This window comes from Verminephrobacter aporrectodeae subsp. tuberculatae At4 (assembly GCF_000193225.1).
In the GTDB taxonomy this organism is placed as follows: domain Bacteria; phylum Pseudomonadota; class Gammaproteobacteria; order Burkholderiales; family Burkholderiaceae_C; genus Acidovorax; species Acidovorax aporrectodeae.
The window spans coordinates 1-20,825 of record NZ_AFAL01000489.1 but is presented as its reverse complement, the minus strand read 5'-3'; the positions used below and the strand labels follow the sequence as shown (position 1 = coordinate 20,825).

Below are 20,825 nucleotides of genomic sequence, written 5' to 3'. Positions count from 1 at the left end.
GGCGAGCAGCGTGCCCCGGCAGTTCCTGCTGCCGCACCAGCAGGAGTACTCGGCTTTGAGCCGGGGCGTGTAGCGCTCGTCAACGACCAGGCCGTAGTCGTAGTTCAGTTCCTCGCCGGCCTTGATGCGGCGCAGCGCCGTGATGAAGATGCGCCCGTCGCGCATGTCGGCGTGGCAGTTCGGGTCGCAGCTGTGGTTGATCCAGCGCGAGGCGTTGCCGCCAAACTTCCCGTCGATCACGTGCTCCTCGTCCACATGGAAGTAAAACGTGTGGTTGGGCTGCAACGGGTCGTGCGGATGGCGCTCCTGCGCTTCCTGCCAGCGGATGATCTCGCCGACGTACTCCAACAGGACCTCGCCTGCGGCAATGTCCTGCATGGCAAACACGCCCTTGCCATGCACGCCCGAGCGCCGGACCTGGATGCGGCGCCCCCCGCACGGGTTGGGGCTGCGGGCGATGTGAAACGGGACATGGAAAAACTCTGTTAACTTGATGGTGCACGCAGGTGCGCGCGCGTAGGCGTGCGCGCGAAAGCCCGGATTGTAGAAGCTGTAGAGGCTTGTGAAAGCGCCCGGGCCGACCCTGGCGCGCAAAGACTGGTAGGGAGCCCCCAAATGACCAAGACCCTGGTAATTGCAGAAAAACCCTCGGTGGCGCAGGACATCGTGCGCGCACTCACGCCCGTGGCCGGCAAGTTCGTGAAGCACGAAGACCACTTCGAGAGCGAGCACTATGTAGTCACCAGCGCCCTGGGCCACCTGGTCGAAATCCAGGCCCCGGAAGAATTCGACGTCAAGCGCGGCAAGTGGAGCTTTGCCCACCTGCCCGTGATCCCGCCGTACTTCGACCTCAAGCCCGTGGACAAGACCCGCAGCCGCCTGAACGCCGTCGTCAAGCAGGCCCGGCGCAAGGACGTCACGCGGATCATCAACGCCTGCGACGCGGGCCGCGAGGGGGAGCTGATCTTCCGCCTGATCGAGCAGTACGCCGGCGGCGCCAAACCCCTGGGCAAGCCGGTCCTGCGCCTGTGGCTGCAGTCCATGACGCCGCAGGCCATCCGCGACGGCTTCGACGCGCTGCGCAGCGAGCAGCAAATGGCGGGCCTGGCGAGCGCCGCGCGCAGCCGCTCCGAGGCCGACTGGCTGGTGGGGATCAACGGCACGCGCGCCATGACGGCGTTCAATTCGCGCGACGGGGGCTTCTTTCTGACCACGGTGGGTCGGGTGCAGACGCCCACGCTGTCGCTGGTGGTCGAGCGCGAAGAGAAAATCCGCGGCTTCGTGAGCCGCGACTACTGGGAAATCCACGCCAGTTTTGGCGCGCAGGCGGGCGCGTACCCCGCCAAGTGGTTTGACCCCGAGTGGAAAAAAAGCGCCGACGCCGAGGCCAAGGCCGACCGCGTCTGGTCCGCGGACCAGGCGCAGGCGATTGCCGACGCCGTACGCGGCAAGCCGGCCAGCGTCACCGAAGAGAGCCGGCCCACCACGCAGGCCTCGCCCCTGCTGTTCGACCTGACCAGCCTGCAGCGCGAGGCGAACGGCAAATTCGGCTTCTCGGCCAAGACCACGCTGGCGCTGGCGCAGAGCCTGTACGAGCGGCACAAGGCGCTGACCTATCCGCGCACCGATTCCCGCGCTCTGCCCGAGGATTACCTGCCGGTGGCCAGGCAGACCTTCGAGATGCTCGCCGCCAGCGGCATGCAGCATTTGGCGCCGCACGCCCACACGGCGCTCAAGAGCGGTTACCTGCGCGCGTCCAAGCGCATCTTCGACAACACCAAGGTGAGCGATCACTTTGCCATCATCCCCACGCTGCAGGCCCCCAGCGGCCTGAGCGACGCCGAGCAAAAGCTCTACGACCTGGTGGTGCGTCGCTTCATGGCGGTGTTCTTCCCGAGTGCCGAGTACACCGTGACCATACGGATTTCCACCGTCGCCCCGCACCGCTTCAGAACCGAGGGCAAGGTGCTCGTCAAGCCTGGCTGGCTGGCGATCTACGGCAAGGAAGCCGCCGCCGAGGTGGAGGGCGGCAAGGACGGCGACAAGGGCCAGAACCTGGTTCCCGTACTGCCCGGCGAAATGGTGCACACCCTGGCCGCCGAGGCCAAGGGCCTGAAGACCCGGCCGCCTGCGCGCTACTCCGAAGCCACGCTGCTGGGGGCGATGGAGGGCGCCGGCAAGCAGCTCGACGACGACGAACTGCGCCAGGCCATGCAGGAAAAGGGGCTGGGCACGCCGGCCACGCGCGCGGCGATCATCGAAGGTCTGCTGCACGAGAAATACATGCTGCGCGAGGGCCGCGAAATCATCCCCACGGCCAAGGCCTTCCAGCTCATGACGCTGCTGCGCGGGCTCGGGGTCGAAGAGCTGTGCCGCGCAGACCTCACGGGCGAGTGGGAGTTCAAGCTCGCGCAGATGGAAAAGGGCCGGCTCAGCCGCGAATCCTTCATGGCCGAAATCGCCACCATGACCGGGCGCATGGTGAAAAAGGCCAAGGAATACGACCGCGACACCATCCCCGGCGACTACGCCACCCTGCAAGCGCCCTGCCCCAATTGCGGCGCCGTGGTGAAGGAAAACTACCGCCGTTTTGCCTGCACCGGCGCCGGCGGCAAGGGCGAGGGCTGCGGCTTCAGTTTTGGCAAATCGCCCGCGGGCCGCACCTTTGAAACCGCCGAGGCCGAGGCCCTGCTGCGCGACCGCAGGATCGGCCCGCTGGAAGGCTTTCGCTCCAAGGCCGGCTGGCCCTTCCGCTCGGAGATCGTCATCCGCTACGACGAAGAGGCCAAGAACTACCGGCTCGAATTCGACTTTGGCGACGACCGGGCCGCCGAGGAATCGGGCGAGTTGGTCACGTTTGCCGACCCGTCCCTGGGCCCCTGCCCCCTCTGCGGCGCCGAGATACACGAGCACCGCGGCAATTACCTGTGCAGCAAGGCCGTTCCCACGGCCGCGCAGCCCACGCCCAGTTGCCGTTTCAAGAGCAGCACGGTCATCCTGCAGCAGGCCGTGGAACGCGGGCAGATGGAGAAACTGCTGGCCACCGGAAAGACCGACCTGCTCGACAAGTTCGTGAGCCAGCGCACGCGCCGCGCCTTCAAGGCCCACCTGGCCTGGGACAAGGACGCGGGCAAGGTCGGCTTTGAATTTGCGCCCAGCAAGTTCCCGCCGCGCAAGCCTGCCGTCGCCGCTGCCGCTGCCAAGGCGGCGTTGCCGGCAAGAAAGGCCGCAGCCAAGAAGACCGCCGCGGCCAAGCCCCCCCGCACCAAGGCCAGCGCAGGCAAGCTCCCCAACGCCGCGCTGGCCGCCGTGATCGGCAGCGCGCCCGTGACCCGCCCCGAGGCGATCAAAAAGCTCTGGGAATACATCCGGGAGAACAAGCTGCAGGATCCCCGGAACAAGCGCAGCATCGTCGCGGACGCGAAGCTGCGCGCCGTGTTTGGCAAGGACCAGGCGGGCATGTTCGAGCTCGCGGGAATCCTTGGGCAGCATCTGGGCTGATGCTCCCTGGCGTCAGCTGTCCGTGGCGACAGCCGCAGCCCGCATGGCCCCGGACGGGCGTTGCTCAGCGGACGCGCGCTCCGGCGCTTGGGGCGGCGCGTGGCTTGCCGAATCAGTCGGCAGTCGCCTCTTCGGGCGCAGTCGGCTCCCCCTTGGCGCTGCGGTCCTTCTTGGGGAAGGACTGAATGTCGAGCAGCACCTCGGGCGTCTCCACGCCCTTGTCGCCGGTCTTGAGCTCGATGTCCACCGTCAGGCGCCCGCCTTCGGTCAGGCGCCCGAAGAGCAGTTCGTCCGCCAGGGCCCGGCGGATGGTGTCCTGGATCAGGCGCTGCATCGGGCGCGCGCCCATCAGGGGGTCGAAGCCCTTCTTCGCCAGGTGCTTGCGCAGGGCGTCGGTGAAGGTGACTTCGACCTTTTTCTCGGCGAGCTGGGTTTCCAGTTGCAGCAGGAACTTGTCGACCACGCGCAGGATGATCTGCTCGTCGAGCGCCTTGAAGCTGACGATCGCGTCCAGGCGGTTGCGGAACTCGGGAGTGAACAGGCGCTTGATGTCGCCCATTTCGTCGCCCGCCTGCCGCGAGTTGGTAAAGCCGATGTTCGCCTTGTTCATGGCCTCGGCGCCGGCGTTCGTGGTCATGATGATGAGCACGTTGCGAAAGTCCGCCTTGCGCCCGTTGTTGTCGGTCAGCGTGCCATGGTCCATCACCTGCAGCAGCACGTTGAAGATGTCCGGGTGCGCCTTCTCGATTTCGTCGAGCAGCAGCACGGCGTGCGGCTTCTTGGCGATGGCTTCGGTGAGTAGCCCGCCCTGGTCGAACCCGACGTAGCCGGGGGGCGCGCCGATGAGGCGGCTGACCGCGTGGCGCTCCATGTACTCCGACATGTCGAAGCGGATCAGCTCGATTCCCATGATGTACGCGAGCTGCCTGGCCGCTTCGGTCTTGCCGACGCCGGTGGGGCCGCTGAACAGGAACGAGCCGATCGGCCGATCGCCCTTGCCCAGGCCCGAGCGCGCCATCTTCACCGCGCTGGCAAGCACTTCCAGGGCATTGTCCTGCCCGAAGACGACGCTCTTGAGGTCGCGCTCGAGCGTCTGGAGCTTGCTGCGGTCGTCGTTCGACACGTTCGCCGGCGGGATGCGCGCGATCTTCGCGACGATTTCTTCGATCTCGGTCTTGCCGATGGTCTTCTTGCGCTTGCTCGGAACCAGGATGCGCTGGGCGGCACCGGCCTCGTCGATCACGTCGATCGCCTTGTCGGGCAGGTGGCGGTCGTTGATGTACTTGGCGCTGAGTTCGGCCGCGGCCTGCAGCGCCGCGATGGCGTACTTGACGCTGTGGTGCTCTTCAAAGCGGGATTTGAGCCCCTTGAGGATGTCGATGGTCTCGGCCACGCTGGGCTCGACCACGTCCACCTTCTGAAAGCGGCGCGACAGCGCGGCGTCTTTCTCGAAGATGCCGCGGTATTCGGTGAAGGTGGTGGCGCCAATGCATTTGAGCTGGCCATTGGAGAGCGCCGGCTTGAGCAGGTTGGATGCGTCGAGCGTTCCGCCCGAGGCGGCGCCGGCGCCGATCAGCGTGTGGATCTCGTCGATGAACAGGATGGCGTTGGGCTTGTCCTTGAGCGACTTGAGAACGCCCTTGAGGCGCTGCTCGAAGTCGCCGCGGTACTTGGTTCCCGCGAGCAGGGCGCCCATGTCGAGCGAGTACACCACGGCCTCGGCCAGGATCTCGGGCACGTCGCCCTGCGTGATGCGCCAGGCCAGGCCCTCGGCTATCGCGGTCTTGCCGACGCCGGCTTCGCCCACCAGCAGCGGGTTGTTCTTGCGCCGGCGGCACAGGATCTGGACCGTGCGCTCGACCTCGTAGTGGCGGCCGATCAGGGGATCGATCCGGCCGTCCTTCGCCGCCTGGTTCAGGTTCTGCGTGAATTGCTCCAGCGCAGACGCCTTCTCGTTGCGCTCGGAGACGTTGCTTTCCTCGCCCTCGGTCTGGCTGCTGTCCACCTTGGCGGGCTCGGGCGGGTCGCCCTTCTTGATTCCGTGGGCGATGAAATTCACCACGTCCAGGCGGGTGACGCCCTGCTGGTGCAGGTAGTACACGGCGTGCGAGTCCTTCTCGCCGAAGATCGCCACGAGCACGTTCGCGCCGGTGACTTCTTTCTTGCCGTTGCCCGTGGACTGCACGTGCATGATGGCGCGCTGGATCACGCGCTGAAAGCCCAGCGTGGGCTGGGTGTCGACCTCGTCGGTGCCGGCCACCTGGGGCGTGTTGTCCTTGATGAAATTCGTCAGCGCTACGCGCAGATCGTCGATATTCGCAGAACAGGCGCGCAGCACCTCCGCCGCGCTGGGGTTATCGAGCAGTGCCAGCAGCAGATGCTCCACGGTAATGAATTCGTGGCGCTGCTGGCGGGCCTCGACAAAGGCCATGTGCAAGCTGACTTCCAGTTCCTGGGCAATCATGTGAACTCCTTTGTGCTTGCGTGGAAGGGATGGGGAATCGGGATGGAAAACCGGGTCATTCAATCGGCTCACTCACACATTGCAGCGGGTGGCCCGCCCTGAGGGCGGCGTCCAGCACTTGATCCACCTTGGTGGCGGCGACGTCGCGGGAATACACGCCGCAGATGCCTTTGCCGTCGAGATGGATTTTCAACATGATCTGGGTCGCCGTTTCACGGTCCTTGTTGAAAAACTCCTGCAGCACCACGATGACGAACTCCATGGGGGTGTAGTCGTCATTGAGCATGACCACCTGGTACATCTGGGGTGGCAGGGTTTTTTCCGGGCGCCTTTCGAGCACGACCGAACCGCCATCGTCCTGCGCAGGCCCGGGCACGGATGGGGGTGAGGGTGGTTTTGTGACCATGAAAATCATTCTAGCGATCCGCGCGCGCTGCTGGCGTGAAAGAAATGTGGGGTAGGTCCGGTTTTTTCCAAGCCGGCGCCCGCACGCCGTGTACTACCTGGCCTGCCCTGTCGCCTGCGCTTCATAAACCACGCAGACCGCGCCGCCGCCGGCCTGCGCCGTCCAGGCGGCGAGCGCGGCGTCGCTCGGGTAACAGCGCGCGCCGTCGCCCAGCTGCAGTTGCGCGCCGGCTGCTCCGTCCTGCGCCACACAGCGCAGCTGCATGCGCACGCGCAGGCCGTGGAGCAGTTCCTCGCCTTCGGCGCTGTCTTGCCGACGCGCGGGAAACTCCTGCAGCAAGCGCTGGACCTGCGGCCTGCGCGCTCCCGCCGTCACCTGCAGGTATTTGCCAAAACGGCAGCGCGCCCCGGCCAGATCCCAGATCTGCTGCACCTTCATGCGCAGCCCGCCGCTGAAGTAATCGGGTTGCAGGCGCCCCGCGAGCACCACGAATTCGTCTTCCTTGAGCTGATTGCGGCAGGCCTCGAGCAGGGGCTCGTCGGCCGAGGCCTCGATGCTGCCGGATTTGTCGTCCAGGCGGAACAGCCCGAGCTTGCCGCGCAGGCCACTGATCACGCGCAGCTCGGTGATGATCCCGGCCAGCAGCAGGGGCTCGCGGCTGTCTTGCAGCGCGCCGATGGGCGTGTGCACGAAACGCCGCACCTCCGTGGCCACTTCGTCGAACAGGTGGCCCGACAGGTAAAACCCGATCGCCGTCTTCTCCTGCGCGAGCGTCTCCCGGATTCCCCAGGGAACGGCCTCGACCAAGTCCGGCTCCTGCGTGCTCGATCCGTGCGCGTCGTCGCCCATCGCGTCGAACAGGCCCCCCTGGTTCATGTTCGCCAACGTGGCCGCAGCGAAATCGAACGCCCTGTCGATCGACGCGACGAGCGCGGCACGCTGGCGGTTGATCGAATCGAAAGCACCGGCCTTGATGAGCGCCTCGACCGTGCGTTTGTTCAGGCGGCCGCGGTCCACGCGCACGCAGAAATCGAACAGGCTCTTGAAGGGCCCGGCGCTCGGCCCCTGCGGCCCCTCGCCGCGCCCCTCGCGCGCCGCGACGATGGCTTCGATGGCCTGCTGGCCCGTGCCCTTCACGGCGCCGAGCCCGTAGCGGATGATCTTGTCGGTGACGGGCTCGAAGCGGTGCACGCCGCGGTTCACGTCCGGCGGCTCGAACGCGAGCCCCATCTTCTGCGCGTCCTCGAACAGCAGCTTGAGCTTGTCGGTGTCGTCCATTTCCACGGTCATGTTGGCGCAGAAAAACTCCGCCGTGTAATGCACCTTGAGCCAGCCCGTGTGGTACGCCAGCAGGGAATACGCGGCCGCGTGCGACTTGTTGAAGCCGTAGCCGGCGAACTTCTCCATCAGGTCGAACACCTCGTCGGCCTGCTCCCGGGGTATGCCCTTTTCTGCCGCCCCCTTGCGGAAGATGGCCCGGTGCTCGGCCATCTCCTCGGCCTTTTTCTTGCCCATGGCGCGGCGCAGCATGTCGGCGCTGCCCAGGCTGTAGCCACCGAGCACCTGCGCGGTCTGCATCACCTGCTCCTGGTACACCATGACCCCGTAGGTCTCGGCGAGCACGGGCTCCATCAGCGGGTGGGGGTAGAGCACCTCCTCCTTGCCGTGCTTGCGGTTCACGAAGCTCGGAATCAGGTCCATGGGGCCGGGGCGGTACAGGGCGTTGAGCGCTATCAGGTCCTCCAGCCGGCTGGGGCGCGCCTCTTTGAGCATCCCCTGCATGCCGCGGCTTTCAAACTGGAACACCGCCTCGGTCCGGCCCTCGGAGAACAGGCGGTAGGTGGGGCCATCGTCGAGCGCAATGGCTTCGTAGCTGAAGTGCTCCTGCCCCTTGTGGCGCGCGCGGATGAAGTCGCGCGCGATTTCCAGGATCGTGAGCGTGGCCAGGCCCAGGAAGTCGAATTTCACGAGGCCGATGGCCTCGACGTCGTCCTTGTCGTACTGGCTCACGGCCGATGCGCTGCCCGGCTGCTGGTACAGCGGACAGAAGTCCGTGAGCTTGCCCGGCGCAATCAGCACCCCGCCGGCGTGCATGCCGACGTTGCGCGTCAGTCCTTCGAGCTTTTGCGCCATCTCGATGACGGTCCTGACGTCTTCCTCCTTGCGCACCCGCTCGGCGAGCAGGGGTTCGAGCTCGAGCGCGTAGTGGTTCTTGTCGCCTTCCTTTTTCGGGTCCGGCGGGTACTGCAGCGTGTACGACACGCCGGGCTTTCCCGGAACCAGCTTGGCGATGCCATCGCACAAGCCGTAGCCGAAACCCAGCACCCGGCCCACGTCGCGGATCGCGGCCTTCGCGGCCATGGTGCCGAAGGTGGCGATCTGGCTCACGGCGTTCTTGCCGTACTTCTCCTTGACGTAGTCGATCACGCGGTCCCGGTTGGACTGGCAAAAATCGATGTCGAAGTCGGGCATCGAGACGCGCTCGGGGTTCAGGAAGCGCTCGAACAGCAGCTTGTATTCCAGCGGGTCCAGGTCGGTGATCCCGAGCGCATACGCCACCAGCGAGCCCGCCCCCGAGCCCCGACCGGGCCCCACGGGACAGCCATTGTTCTTGGCCCAGCGGATGAAGTCCCCGACGATGAGAAAGTAGCCGGGAAAGCCCATCTCGATGATGGTCCCGATCTCGAACTCCAGGCGCTCCACGTAGCGCGGGCGCTGCCGGTCGCGCTGCGCCGTGTCCGGGTACAGGCGTTGCAGGCGCTGTTCGAGCCCATCGAACGAGGCGACGCGGAAATAGGCTTCGATCGGCATGCCGTCGGGCGTGGGAAAGTCCGGCAGCTGCGGCTTGCCCAGCGCCAGCGTGAGATTGCAGCGCCGGGCGATTTCCAGCGTGTTCCCGATGGCGGAGGGCACGTCCGCGAACAGGGCCTGCATCTCGGCCGCAGACTTGAAATACTGATCGCGGGTGAACTTGCGCACGCGCTGCGGGTTGGCCAGGATCTCGCTTTGCGCGATGCAGACGCGGGCCTCGTGCGCCTCATAGTCGTCCGCAGCGGGAAACTGCACCGGGTGCGTGGCCACCACGGGCAGGTTCAGGCGCGCGGCGAGCTGGGCCGCCGCCGCCACGTGGCCCTCGTCGTCCGCGCGCCCGGCGCGCTGCAGCTCGATGTAGAAGCGGTGCACGAAGATTCCGGCCAGCCGCAGCGCGAGGTCGGCAGCGCCGGATGCGTCGCCCTTGAGCAAGGCCTGGCCCACGGGCCCCGCCTGCGCGCCTGCGAGGGCGATCAGCCCCCCGGAAAGCTCCTCCAGCCAGGCCCAGGTGCACAGCGCCTGGTTCTTCACGGTGTTGCCCGTCCAGGCGCGCGCGAGCAGTTCCGACAGATTCAGGTAGCCCTGGTGGTTCTGCACCAGAACGATGAAGCGCGTGGGCCCGGCGCCGTCCTCGCCCTGCAGAAAAATCTCGGCGCCCAAAATCGGCTTCACGCCCTTGGCCCGGGCTTGGCTGTAGAACTTGATCGCGCCAAAGAGGTTGCTCAGATCGGTGATGGCCAGCGCCGGCTGGCCGTCCCGGGCGGCCGCCTCGGCCACCTCGTCGATCCGGTTGGTTCCGTCAACGACGGAAAATTCGGTGTGCAGGCGCAGGTGAACAAACATGCAGCGATTGTAGAAAGCCCTGCGCCGATTCCCGACGCCTCTGCGCGCGTGCGCCCGTCCTGACCGCCAGGTGCGCCGGTACAATGCCCCCTGTCCGGCGTGGCGCGACTGCTTTAGCGGATGCGCACCATGTGCGCCGCACGCCCGAGCAGAAAGAAACGCCCCTGCCCCCCTGTTTCCCCCATTTGCCGAAAGCTGCTTGCGATGCTGCGTGCCCCACTGCCTTTTGTTTCTGCCCTGCTGGCCGCTGCCTTGCTGGCTGGCTGCTCCAGCACCACCGAAGACAAAACGGCGGGCTGGAGCCCCGAACGCATCTATTCCGAGGCGCAGGACGAACTGAACAGCGGCGCCTACGACAAGGCGGTGCCGCTGTTCGAAAAGCTCGAAGGCCGCGCGGCCGGAACGCCGCTGGCGCAGCAGGCGCAGATCAGCAAAGCCTACGCGCACTACAAGGCCGGCGAAAAAATCCAGGCAGTGGCCACGCTCGAGCGCTTCATGAAACTGCACCCGGCCAGCCCCGCGCTCGACTATGCGCTGTACCTCAGGGGCCTGGCGAACTTCAACGACAACCTCGGCCTGCTCTCGTTCATCTCGCGCGAGGACCTCTCCGAACGCGACCAGAAAGCGGCCAAGGACTCGTTCGAGGCATTCAGCGAACTGCTCTCGCGCTTCCCGCAATCGCGCTACGCGCACGATGCGCGCCAGCGCATGACCTACATCGTGAACGCGCTGGCGCAATATGAGGTGCACGTGGCGCGCTACTACTTTCAGCGCGGTGCGTACGTGGCGGCCATCGGCCGCGCCCAGACGGCACTGGCCGACTACCAGGGCGTTCCGGCACTGGAAGAAGCGCTGTACATCCTGATCCGCTCCTACGACGCGCTGGGCATGGCGCAGTTGCGCGACGACGCGCGCCGCGTGATGGACCAAACCTACCCGCAAAGCGCCTATATGAATGGCGGATTCAAGAGCCACTCCGATCCGTGGTGGAAGGTCTGGTGAGCCGCATGGACGGCGTGCCGCAAGCAAGCGCTGCGCATGCCCGCGCGGCCTGCTGACCCAACCCTGCACGCCTCTTGTTGCAATTGTGCGATACTTGAAACCTTTCGCCTGCCAGACCACGGCCCCGTAACCCTCACCGTAACCGTATCCTTGCCATCCCTCGGCAGGTCTACCAACCACCCATCGCATGTCCGTACCCGCAGCGCCGTCCGAAATCCAACAGGCTCTGGCCAAGCTCACCCCGTTCTTCCGACGCGCCTTTGCCTTCAGCGTGCTCTCCGGACTCTTGGTCCTCGGACCCACAGCCTATATGTTCGAGGTCTACGACCGGGTGGTGAACAGCCGCAACCACATGACCCTGGTCATGCTAACGCTGTTGGTGCTGCTGGCCATCGCGGTCATGGAAATTCTCGAATGGGCGCGTGCCGAAACCCTGCGCGAAGCAGGGTCCTCGCTGGAGCAGACGCTCGCGCCCCGGGTTTTCAACGCCATCCATGCGGCGCACCTGAAACAGGGCGTGGCCGTCGGGGTACAGCCCATGATGGATTTGCGCGTGGTGCGCGACTTCTTCTATGCACCGGCACTCGGGGCGGCCATGGAGACGCCGGTGGCGCTGATTTTGCTGGTCCTGCTGTTCATGATCCATCCCCTTCTGGGCTGGGTGTCGCTGGCCGGGGCGGTGCTGCAGACCAGCATTTCGTGGCTCAACGAGCGCAGTACCAGCCCCGCATTGCGCGACGCGAACCGGTCGGACACGCAGGCGCGGACCTGCGTGGACGGCACCTTGCGCCACACCGACGTGATTGCCGCCCTGGGAATGGAACAGAACATGCGCCAGCGCTGGCTCGCGCTGCACGACGAGGGTCTGGGCTTGCAGTCCCGGGCCTCGGACAATGCCGGAATTTTTCAGGCCCTGGGCAAGTTCTTGCAGACCACGCTGTCTTCGGCGCTCCTGGGTCTTGGCGCCTGGCTGCTGATGTACGACAAACTGCTCGGCGGGCCGGGAATGCTGATCGTCGGCTCGGTGCTCGGCGGGCGGGTGCTCGCGCCGCTGGTGCAGGTGGTGTCGCAATGGCGCGCGGTGGTCCAGGTCCGCGGGTCGTGGGAGCGGCTCAAGCAGCTTTTGCAGCGCCTGCCGCCGTCGACGCCGGACATGCCCTTGCCCAAGCCCAAGGGACGGGTGGCGGTGGAGAACCTCGTCGCCGGCGTCAGCGCCGGCACGCCGCCCTTCATCAAGGGCCTGTCGTTCGCCTTGCAGCCGGGAGAAGTGCTCGCGGTGCTCGGCTCCTCGGCGGCGGGCAAGACCACGCTGGCGCGCATGCTGATGGGGCTGTGGTCTCCGGTCGCCGGGAGCGTACGCCTCGATGGCGTGGACGTGAGCGTGTGGAACAAGACAGAACTGGGCCCCCATGTGGGCTATGTGCCGCAGGACGTGGAACTGCTCGCGGGAACGCTGGGCGACAACATCGTGCGCTTTGGCAAGCCCAACGAGGAAGCGATGCACGCCGCGGCCCGGGCCGTGGGCCTGCACGCGTGGATCATGTCGCTGCCTCTGGCCTACGACTCCCCCGTGGGAGACGCCGGGGTCATGCTCTCCGGCGGCCAGCGCCAGCGCGTTGCGCTCGCGCGGGCGTTGTACGGCACGCCGGTGTTCATCGTGCTCGACGAGCCCAACGCCAGCCTGGACGAGATCGGCAACATCGCCCTGATCGAGGCGCTGCACGCGTGCAAGGCGCGCGGCACCAGCTGCGTGATCATGACCCATTTGCCGAGCGTGCTCGCCGTGGCGGACAAGGTGCTCGTTCTGCAAGCGGGCACGCAGCAGGCTTTCGGGCCGCGCGACGAGGTGCTCGCCGCGCTGCGCAACAGCGTTTCCGCAGGCCCTGCGGGAACGCGTACGACGATCGCCGTACCACAGATTTCCTGAGCAATTGACCGTGAACGACCGACTGAACCCACCCCCCCAACGAACGAGCACCATGTCCCCCAGCGGTTTTTTCCCACGCAGCGAAATCACCCTGGCCCTGAAACGCCTGCGGCGTGAATGGGTCGTGGTTGCGATCTTCAGCATGGTGGCGAATGTGCTCATGCTGGTGCCCACGCTGTACATGCTGCAGGTGTACGACCGGGTGCTGGTCAGCCTCAACGAGTTGACCTTGCTTGCCATATCGCTGATCACGCTGTTTCTCTTCGCCATCATGGCCTTCGCCGAATGGGCCCGCTCGCGCCTGCTCGTGCGCGTCGGTGTGCGTCTGGACCGGCTGCTCAGGGAGCGCGTCTTCAGCGCGGGGTTTGCGCGCGGTGCCGGCGGCGGAGCGAATCCGGGGCAGCCGTTCAGCGATATGACCGAACTGCGCCAGTTCCTCACCGGGCCCGGAATTTTTGCCTTCTTCGACCTGCCGTGGGTTCCCGTCTACCTCGGCGTGCTATTCCTGCTGCACCCGCTGCTCGGCGCCGTGGCGCTCGGTTTCACGCTGATTCAGGCGGCGCTGGCGTGGCTGGGGCACCACCGCACCGTGACCCCGCTGGAGGAACTTGCCAAATCCCAGACCAAGGCGTACTCCTACATCGACGGCAAGCTGCGCAACGCCGAAGCCGTCGAAGCCATGGGAATGCTGCAACCGCTGTACCAGCGCTGGAAGCTCCTGCACGCAGACTGTGCCGGGCGGCACGCGGCGGTGCAGGGGCTGACGCACCGCGTGATGGCCTGGAGCAAATCCGTGCGCTATGCGCAGCAGTCGCTGTCGCTGGCGACGGGGGCCTTGCTGGTGATCGACGGCCAGCTGACCGTGGGCGCGATGATTGCAGCGAACGTGCTGATGACCCGGACGCTGGCGCCGATCGACCAGTTGGTGAGCACTTGGCGCGGCTTTGTCGGGGCCCGCGCGGCGTTCCGACGGCTCGGGCAACTGCTGGCCGACAATCCGCCCGCACCGGTTGCCAAGCCCCAGCGCTTGCACGGTGAGGTGCAACTGCGCGCACTGCAGGCGACTGCGCCGAGCCGCCCCGAACCCATTCTGCGCGGCATCGATTTGCACGCCGCCCCGGGCAGCTTGACGGTGGTGTTGGGCCCCTCGGGTTCGGGCAAGTCCACGCTGGCGCGGGTGCTGGTCGCGGCCTGGCCCGTCGCGCGCGGGGAGTATCTGATCGACGGCCGGCCCATCGCCGAATGGGCCCAGGCAGGGCTGGCCCAGCAGGTGGGTTATCTACCGCAGGATACGGCGCTGTTTGGCGGAACCATCGCCGAGAACATCGCACGCTTTTTCCGGGTGGACTCGTCGAAAGTCATCTCCGCCGCCCGCTACGCCGGCCTGCACGAGATGGTGCTGCGCTTCCCCAAGGGCTACGACACGCCGATCGGCGAAGCGGGCAGGTTGCTCTCGGGCGGACAGCGCCAGCGCATCGGACTGGCGCGCGCGCTGTACGGCGACCCGGCGCTGCTGGTGCTCGACGAACCGAATGCCCATCTCGACGATGCGGGCGAGGCCGCCCTGCTCGAAACCATTCGCGGGCTCAAGGAGCGTGGCAAGACCATCGTCATGGTGACGCACCGCGCCGGAGTGCTCGCACTGGCCGACCAGGTGCTGGTCCTGCACGCGGGCAAAGTAGAGTTTCAGGGACCGCGCGACCAAGTTTTCGCCCAGATGCAGGCAGCACGGGATGCCCCCCCAAAAGCCCCCGGGGGCGCCTTGCCGGCCCCGCAGCCGCGGCCTGCCTGATCTTGTCTGACCCAATCCCAATGGCACGCTGCATTTTTGAGCGCCTATTTTTTAAAGCCCTATTCCCATGGACAGCACCGAACCTTTGAAACAAGCCCCTGCGGCATCTCCCATGACCGGGATTCGACCCGCTCCCGTAGCACCGCCTTCCGACACGGGGCGTGCGGCGCGTACCGGACTGTTGGTCCTGGGCCTGGGGCTGGGTGGTTTTCTCCTGTGGGCCGCTTTGGCGCCGCTCGATGAAGGCGTTCCCAGCCCGGGGATGGTCGCCATCGATACCAAGCGCAAGGCGGTGCAGCACCTGAGCGGGGGCATCGTCAAACAAGTCTTCGTGCGCGAGGGCGACGTGGTCGCGGCCGGTCAGCCTTTGATTACCCTGGACGACGCGGTGGCCAAGGCCAACTACGAGGCGGTCCGCCAGCGTTACCTCGGACTGCGTGCGGTCCAGGGCCGCCTGCTGGCCGAGCAGGCCGGGGCCGCCACCATCAGCTTTCACCCGGACTTGGTGGCGACCCGCTCGGACCCGCTGATCGGGCCGCAGATGCAGCAACAGACGCAGCTGATGCAGTCGCGGCGCGCGGCGTTGCACGCCGAAGTGCAGGCCATGGAGGAGAACATCCAGGGCCAAAACTCCCTGCTGCATTCGATTGCCGGCATGCTCGTCGGTCGGCGCGGGCAGTTGGACCTGCTGCAGGACGAACTGAACCACACGCGCGAACTCGTCAAGGAAGGCTATATCCCGCGCAACCGGCAACTCGAGCTCGAGCGCTTGGTGGGCGATTCCAACCTGGCGATCACCGAGCTTCTGGGAAATACCGCGCGCACCCAGCGCGGCATCGCCGAGGTGCGCCAGAAGATCATGGCGCGCCAGCAGGAATACCGCAAGGAAGTCGAGACCATGCTCGGCGACATCACCCGCGAGGTGCAGTCGGACGCGGACAAATACGTGGCGCTCAAGGCGGACCTGGAGCGCACCGAAATCCGGTCGCCGGCCGCGGGCCAGGTGGTGGGCCTGACGGTGCAGTCCGTAGGGGCCGTGGTGCAGGCGGGACAGCAGCTCATGGGAATCGTCCCCCCGGACGAAGCCCTGATACTGGAAGCGCGCATCGCCCCGCACCTGATCGACAAGGTGCACCCCGGCCTGCATGCGGACGTGCGCTTCTCGTCCTTCGCGCATTCCCCGCATCTGGTGGTAGAGGGCGAAGTCGCGTCCATCTCGGGCGACCTGCTCACGGACATGCACACCAACGTGACCTACTACTTGGCGCGCGTCAAGGTCACTCCCAAGGGCATGAAAACCCTGGGTTCCCGCCTGATGCAGCCGGGAATGCCCGCGGAAATCGTGATCAAGACCGGCGAGCGCACCATGCTGACCTACTTGCTCGGGCCCTTGCTCAAGCGGGTGGCCAGTTCTTTGAAAGAGGAGTGAAACGCCATGGCATTGCTCACCACACCGCTGAAGAAGAAGCCATCCTGGCTGGCCTGCACGGCTGCGCTGGGCCTGCTCGCCGGACCCAGCGCAGCCATGGATTTGATGCAGGCCTACCAGATCGCCTTGCAACAGGACGCCACCGTGCGCGCCGTCCGCGCTGCGGCGCAGGCCAGCGACGAGTTGGTGGAGCAGGCCAAGGCCCAGCGCCTCCCGGACATTTCGTTCAACGCCACGCGCAATCGCAATGACCTGGCGAACAAGGCCAAGCCGCACGATTACTACTCCAGCCACAATGCCTCGCTGAGCCTGCGCCAGCCCATCTTCCACATGGCGACGGTGGTGGGCGTGGAGCAGGCACACAGAACGCGTGCCGACGTGGAAGCGCAGTTGCAGCGTGAATTGCAGAACCTGGGCGTGCGCGTGAGCGACGCCTATCTGCAGCTGCTGTTTTCCCAGGACCAGCTGGCCCTGATGCAACTGCAAAAGGACGCCACCACCACCGGGCTGGACGCAGCGCACAAGCTGTTGAAGGCCGGCAAGGGAACGCGCACCGACATCGACGAAGCCCAGACCAAGCTGGACATTGCGATTTCCCAGGAGCTCGAAGTCCGGCAGCAACTGGACTACGCGCGCCGCCAGCTCGAGATCCTCGTGAATCAGCCGGTCGAGACCCTCAGCCCACTCGATGCCGACCGCCTGTCCGCCTGGTCGCCGGAGCTGCGCAGCGTGCAGGACTGGCTCACGCAGGCCGAAGACAGCAGCCCGGACATCCAGCAGCTCAAGGCGCGCGTGGACGTCGCCCGGCTGGAGATCGAGAGGGCCGCGAGCGGGCATCTGCCCACGCTCGACGCGGTCGCACAGTGGACGCGCAACTACCGGGACGGTGACGCCTCTGCGCGCAACTCGAATTACACCCAGGGCTCGATTGGCCTGCGGCTGAACCTGCCCCTGTACGCCGGCGGCGAGGTGAACTCGGCGGTGCGCAAGGCCGTTGCCGAGGAACTGCGGGCCAAGGAAATGCTGGAGGCCGGGCGCCGCGAACTGAGCCTGCGCATCCACACCGAGTTTCGTGGCGTGAGTGAAGGGCGCGTGCGCATCCAGGCGCAGGAGCAAGTGGCACGCTCGGCGGCGCAAATGGTGATATCGATACGCCAATCGTTCAAGGGGGGAGTCAGAACCCTGCTCGACCTGCTGAACGCGGAGCAGGAGAAGGAACGCGCACTGCGCGACTTGGCCCGCATGCGCTACACCTATCTGATGTCCTGCGTGCGCCTGCAGTCGCTGGTCGGAAGCAACGGTGAGGCCAGCATTGCGGCAATCAACGCCTTGCTCACGACGCCCTGACCCTGACCCTGACCCTGAGCACACGCCCCCGTCCGCGACCCGTCAGTGATTCCTTCGGTCTACGGACGGGCGCTGGCGGCGCTGCGCTTCAGCGGTTGCTTGGAAAGCTGAATACCGCACCCTCGCGCACACCGGCGGAGGGCCAGCGCTGCGTGATGGTCTTGCGCTTGGTGTAGAAGCGCACGGCGTCGGGCCCGTAGGCGTTCAGGTCGCCGAACAGGCTGCGCTTGAAGCCACCGAACGAGTGGTACGCCACAGGAACAGGCAAGGGCACGTTCACGCCCACCATGCCGACCTGTATATGGTCGCTGAAGTAGCGCGCGGCCTCGCCGTCGCGCGTGAAGATGCAGGTGCCGTTGCCGTATTCGTGCGCGTCGATCAGGTCCATGGCCTCCTGCAGCGTCTTCACGCGCACCACGCCGAGCACGGGGCCGAAGATTTCCTCTTGGTAGATCTTCATTCCGGGCCTGACTTGGTCAAACAGACAGGCGCCCAGGAAGTAGCCGTTTTCGTGGCCCGGCGCAACCTGCACGCCGCGTCCGTCAACCACCAGTTCGGCGCCTTCGGCGACGCCGCTGTCCACGTAGGCCCTGACCTTTTCAAAATGCTGTTTCGTGACCAGTGGGCCCATGTCGTTGCCGTTGTCGGTTCCCGGGCCGACCTTCATTTTGGCGATCTCGGTCTTCAGGCCCGCGACCACGGCGTCACCCACCGCGTCGCCCACGGCGACGAGCAGCGGAATGGCCATGCAGCGCTCGCCGCAGGAGCCGTAGGCGGCACCCATCAGGGCGCTGACGGCGTTGTTCACATCGGCGTCGGGCATCAGCACGGCGTGGTTCTTGGCGCCGCCGAGCGCCTGCACGCGCTTGCCATGCGCGCAGCCGGTGGCGTAGATGCTTTGCGCAATGGGAGTCGAGCCGACGAAACTCACGGCCTTGACGCGCGCGTCGGTGAGCAGCGTGTCCACCGCTTCCTTGTCGCCATTGACCACGTTGAGCACACCCGGAGGCACTCCCGCCTGCAGCGCGAGTTGGGCGATGAACAGCACACTCGAGGGGTCGCGCTCCGAGGGCTTGAGCACGAAGGTATTCCCGCAGACGAGCGCCATGGGCCACATCCACAGCGGAACCATGGCCGGAAAGTTGAACGGCGTGATTCCGGCCGTGACGCCCAGCGCCTGGAACTCGCTCCACGAATCGATCGACGGGCCGACGTTGCGGCTGTGCTCGCCCTTGAGCAGTTCGGGGGCGTAGCTCGCGTATTCGACGTTTTCGATTCCGCGCTGCAACTCGCCGTGCGCGTCAGACAGCACCTTGCCGTGCTCGGCGGTGATGAGGGCTGCGATCTTGTCGGCGTTTTCCTCCAGCAACCCCTTGAGCCGGGACATGACGCGCGCACGCTTGAGCGGCGGCGTGTTGCGCCACGCGGGGAAGGCGGCCTGCGCCGAGGCGATGGCCTGCTCCACCGTGGCCCTGTCGGCCAGCGCCACGCTGCTGCTGCTCAGGCCGGTGGCGGGGTTGAACACCGGCTGCGTGCGCGCGGCGTCGGCGACGATGCGGCCATCGATCAGGTGACCGATGGTGTGGGTGACGGACTGGTCGTGCTTCATGATGCTCTGCGTAGTAGATGCTGCAGCGGCCTTCCGTTCCGGCAACTGCAACGCGGCTATGGATGGTGAACGGCCCGACTTGCTCCGGTGCTTACGCGGTTTCGGCGAGTGCCTCGCCGAGCGCGTTGATCAGGCGATCGATCTCGGCCTTTTCGCTGACGAACGGCGGCGCGAGCTGCATGGTGTCGCCGCCGTAGCGCACGTAGAAGCCCTTTTTCCAGCAGTTCATGGCGATTTCGTAGGGGCGCCTCGCGGGCTCGCCCGGCATCTGGGCGATGGTGAACCCGGCCGCCAAGCCGAAGTTGCGGATGTCCAGAACGTGCTTGGCGCCCCTGAGGCTGTGCACGGCCTGTTCGAAGTGCACGGCGAGCGCCTGCACGCGGCCAAGCATGTCTTCCTTTTGCAGCAGGTCGAGCGCCGCAATGCCCGCCGCGCAGGCCACGGGGTGCGCCGAATAGGTGTAGCCGTGCGGGAACTCCGGCAGGTAGTCCGGGCCACCCGCGGCCATCAGGGTGTCGTAGATTTCCTTGCGCACCACCACGCCGCCGAGCGGCTGCACGCCGTTGGTCACCTGCTTGGCAAAGTTCAGCAGGTCGGGCGTCACGCCGAAGGCCTCGGCGCCGGTCCAGGCGCCGCAGCGGCCAAAGCCCGTGATCACTTCGTCGAAGATCAGCAGGATGTTGTTCTGCGTGCAGATCTCGCGCAGGCGCTGCAGGTAGCCCACGGGCGGGACCACGACGCCGGCCGACCCCGCGAAGGGCTCGACGATCACGGCAGCGATGTTCGACGCGTCGTGCAGCGCGATCACTTCGAGCAGGCGATCGGCGAGCTCCTTGCCCGTGGGCGGCATGCCCTTGTGAAAGGAGCCTGCGGGCGGCTGGGTATGCGGCAGGTGGTCGGCCTCGATGCCCTGGCCGAACAGCCTGCGGTTGGCGCCGATTCCGCCCACCGAGAGGCCGCCGAAGTTCACGCCGTGGTAGCCCTTTTCCCGACCGATGAGGCGCGTCTTGCTGCCCTGGCCCTTGGTGCGCCAGTAAGCGCGCGCCATCTTCAGCGAGGTGTCGGCCGATTCGGATCCCGAGTCGGTGAAGAACACGTGGTCCAGGCCCGCAGGCGTCAGCGCCTTGATGCGGTTGGCCAGCTCGAACGACAGCGGGTGGCCGAACTGGAACGCGGGTGCATAGTCGAGCTTTTGCGCCTGTTTGCCGATGGCTTCGGCGATCTCGCGGCGACCGTGGCCCAATCCCGTACACCACAGGCCCGAGAGGCCGTCGAAGATCTTGCGGCCTTCGGCGTCGGTGTAGTAGGCGCCGCTGCCCGCAACGATCATGCGCGGGTTGGCCTTGAACTGGCGGTTTGCCGTGTAGGGCATCCAGTGCGCATCAAGCCATTCGGCGTCCATGCGGGGGCCTTGCGCGCCGGTTGCGGGTTTTTCGATATTGACGAAGCTCATGGGAAGGTCTCCAGTGCGAAACGCGACGACAAGGAATGGATCGGGCCCGGCATTGTTGCGCCGGGCGTTGATCTCTCAAATAATCCAATATCAATGTTTGCTTGACGATTCATGCAAGTAAGAACCTCTGCGACGCCCGCCAAAATCTCTGCCTCTGCGGCCCCGGCCCGACAGCGCGCCATCCTCGGCCAGCTCAGCGACATGGATTTGCGCCTGCTGCAGGTGTTCAAGAGCGTGGTCG

General features: G+C 66.2%; 12 protein-coding genes and 1 pseudogene. 7 read left to right on the top strand and 6 right to left on the bottom strand.

Annotation, left to right across the window (positions count from 1 at the left end; all coding sequences use genetic code 11):
* Window positions 1–378, bottom strand: a 378-nt coding sequence (locus VTU_RS0115875; protein WP_138927923.1) for an SET domain-containing protein, incomplete at its 3' end; no start/stop codon positions are given.
* A 237-nt stretch (window positions 379–615) separates the two neighbouring features.
* On the opposite strand from VTU_RS0115875, the gene VTU_RS0115870 reads away from it, so the two are divergent.
* Window positions 616–3,501: a DNA topoisomerase III gene (locus tag VTU_RS0115870; protein ID WP_010105941.1), complete on the top strand. Its 2,886-nt coding sequence runs from the start codon at window positions 616–618 to the stop codon at window positions 3,499–3,501.
* Between the two features lie 112 nt (window positions 3,502–3,613).
* Here VTU_RS0115870 and clpA read toward each other — a convergent pair whose 3' ends face one another.
* The 3 genes from clpA to dnaE all read right to left on the bottom strand — a co-directional run bounded on the left by clpA (window position 3,614) and on the right by dnaE (window position 10,025).
* Window positions 3,614–5,965 (bottom strand): ATP-dependent Clp protease ATP-binding subunit ClpA, encoded by a 2,352-nt coding sequence (gene clpA / locus VTU_RS0115865; protein WP_010105940.1) that lies wholly within the window; start codon window positions 5,963–5,965, stop codon window positions 3,614–3,616.
* A gap of 55 nt (window positions 5,966–6,020) precedes the next feature.
* Window positions 6,021–6,380, bottom strand: a complete 360-nt coding sequence (gene clpS, locus VTU_RS0115860) for an ATP-dependent Clp protease adapter ClpS (RefSeq protein WP_010105939.1) — start codon at window positions 6,378–6,380, stop codon at window positions 6,021–6,023.
* An 84-nt stretch (window positions 6,381–6,464) separates the two neighbouring features.
* Window positions 6,465–10,025: a DNA polymerase III subunit alpha gene (dnaE, locus tag VTU_RS0115855; RefSeq protein ID WP_010105938.1), complete on the bottom strand. Its 3,561-nt coding sequence runs from the start codon at window positions 10,023–10,025 to the stop codon at window positions 6,465–6,467.
* Window positions 10,026–10,229: 204 nt separating this feature from the next.
* Here dnaE and VTU_RS0115850 point away from each other — a divergent pair, with 204 nt between their 5' ends.
* The 5 genes from VTU_RS0115850 to VTU_RS0115830 all read left to right on the top strand — a co-directional run bounded on the left by VTU_RS0115850 (window position 10,230) and on the right by VTU_RS0115830 (window position 17,522).
* Window positions 10,230–11,027, top strand: coding sequence for an outer membrane protein assembly factor BamD (locus VTU_RS0115850; RefSeq protein ID WP_010105937.1), 798 nt, complete (start codon window positions 10,230–10,232; stop codon window positions 11,025–11,027).
* Between the two features lie 187 nt (window positions 11,028–11,214).
* Window positions 11,215–12,954, top strand: a complete 1,740-nt coding sequence (locus tag VTU_RS0115845) for a type I secretion system permease/ATPase (RefSeq protein ID WP_010105935.1) — start codon at window positions 11,215–11,217, stop codon at window positions 12,952–12,954.
* Window positions 12,955–13,006: 52 nt separating this feature from the next.
* Window positions 13,007–14,746: a type I secretion system permease/ATPase gene (locus VTU_RS0115840; protein ID WP_010105932.1), complete on the top strand. Its 1,740-nt coding sequence runs from the start codon at window positions 13,007–13,009 to the stop codon at window positions 14,744–14,746.
* A 67-nt stretch (window positions 14,747–14,813) separates the two neighbouring features.
* Window positions 14,814–16,175, top strand: a complete 1,362-nt coding sequence (locus VTU_RS0115835) for an HlyD family type I secretion periplasmic adaptor subunit (protein WP_029554468.1) — start codon at window positions 14,814–14,816, stop codon at window positions 16,173–16,175.
* 6 nt (window positions 16,176–16,181) lie between these two features.
* On the top strand, window positions 16,182–17,522 hold the full coding sequence (locus VTU_RS0115830) for a TolC family outer membrane protein (protein WP_010105926.1): 1,341 nt from the start codon (window positions 16,182–16,184) through the stop codon (window positions 17,520–17,522).
* Between the two features lie 88 nt (window positions 17,523–17,610).
* On the opposite strand, the gene VTU_RS0115825 is transcribed toward VTU_RS0115830, so the two are convergent.
* Window positions 17,611–19,131: a CoA-acylating methylmalonate-semialdehyde dehydrogenase gene (locus tag VTU_RS0115825; protein WP_010105924.1), complete on the bottom strand. Its 1,521-nt coding sequence runs from the start codon at window positions 19,129–19,131 to the stop codon at window positions 17,611–17,613.
* Window positions 19,132–19,222: 91 nt separating this feature from the next.
* A complete protein-coding gene (aptA, locus tag VTU_RS0115820; RefSeq protein ID WP_010105921.1) occupies window positions 19,223–20,584 on the bottom strand; it encodes an omega-aminotransferase AptA in 1,362 nt (453 codons plus the stop codon).
* Window positions 20,585–20,695: 111 nt separating this feature from the next.
* On the opposite strand from aptA, the pseudogene VTU_RS34960 reads away from it, so the two are divergent.
* Window positions 20,696–20,825 (top strand): annotated as a pseudogene (locus tag VTU_RS34960) (LysR family transcriptional regulator); the annotation flags it as partial.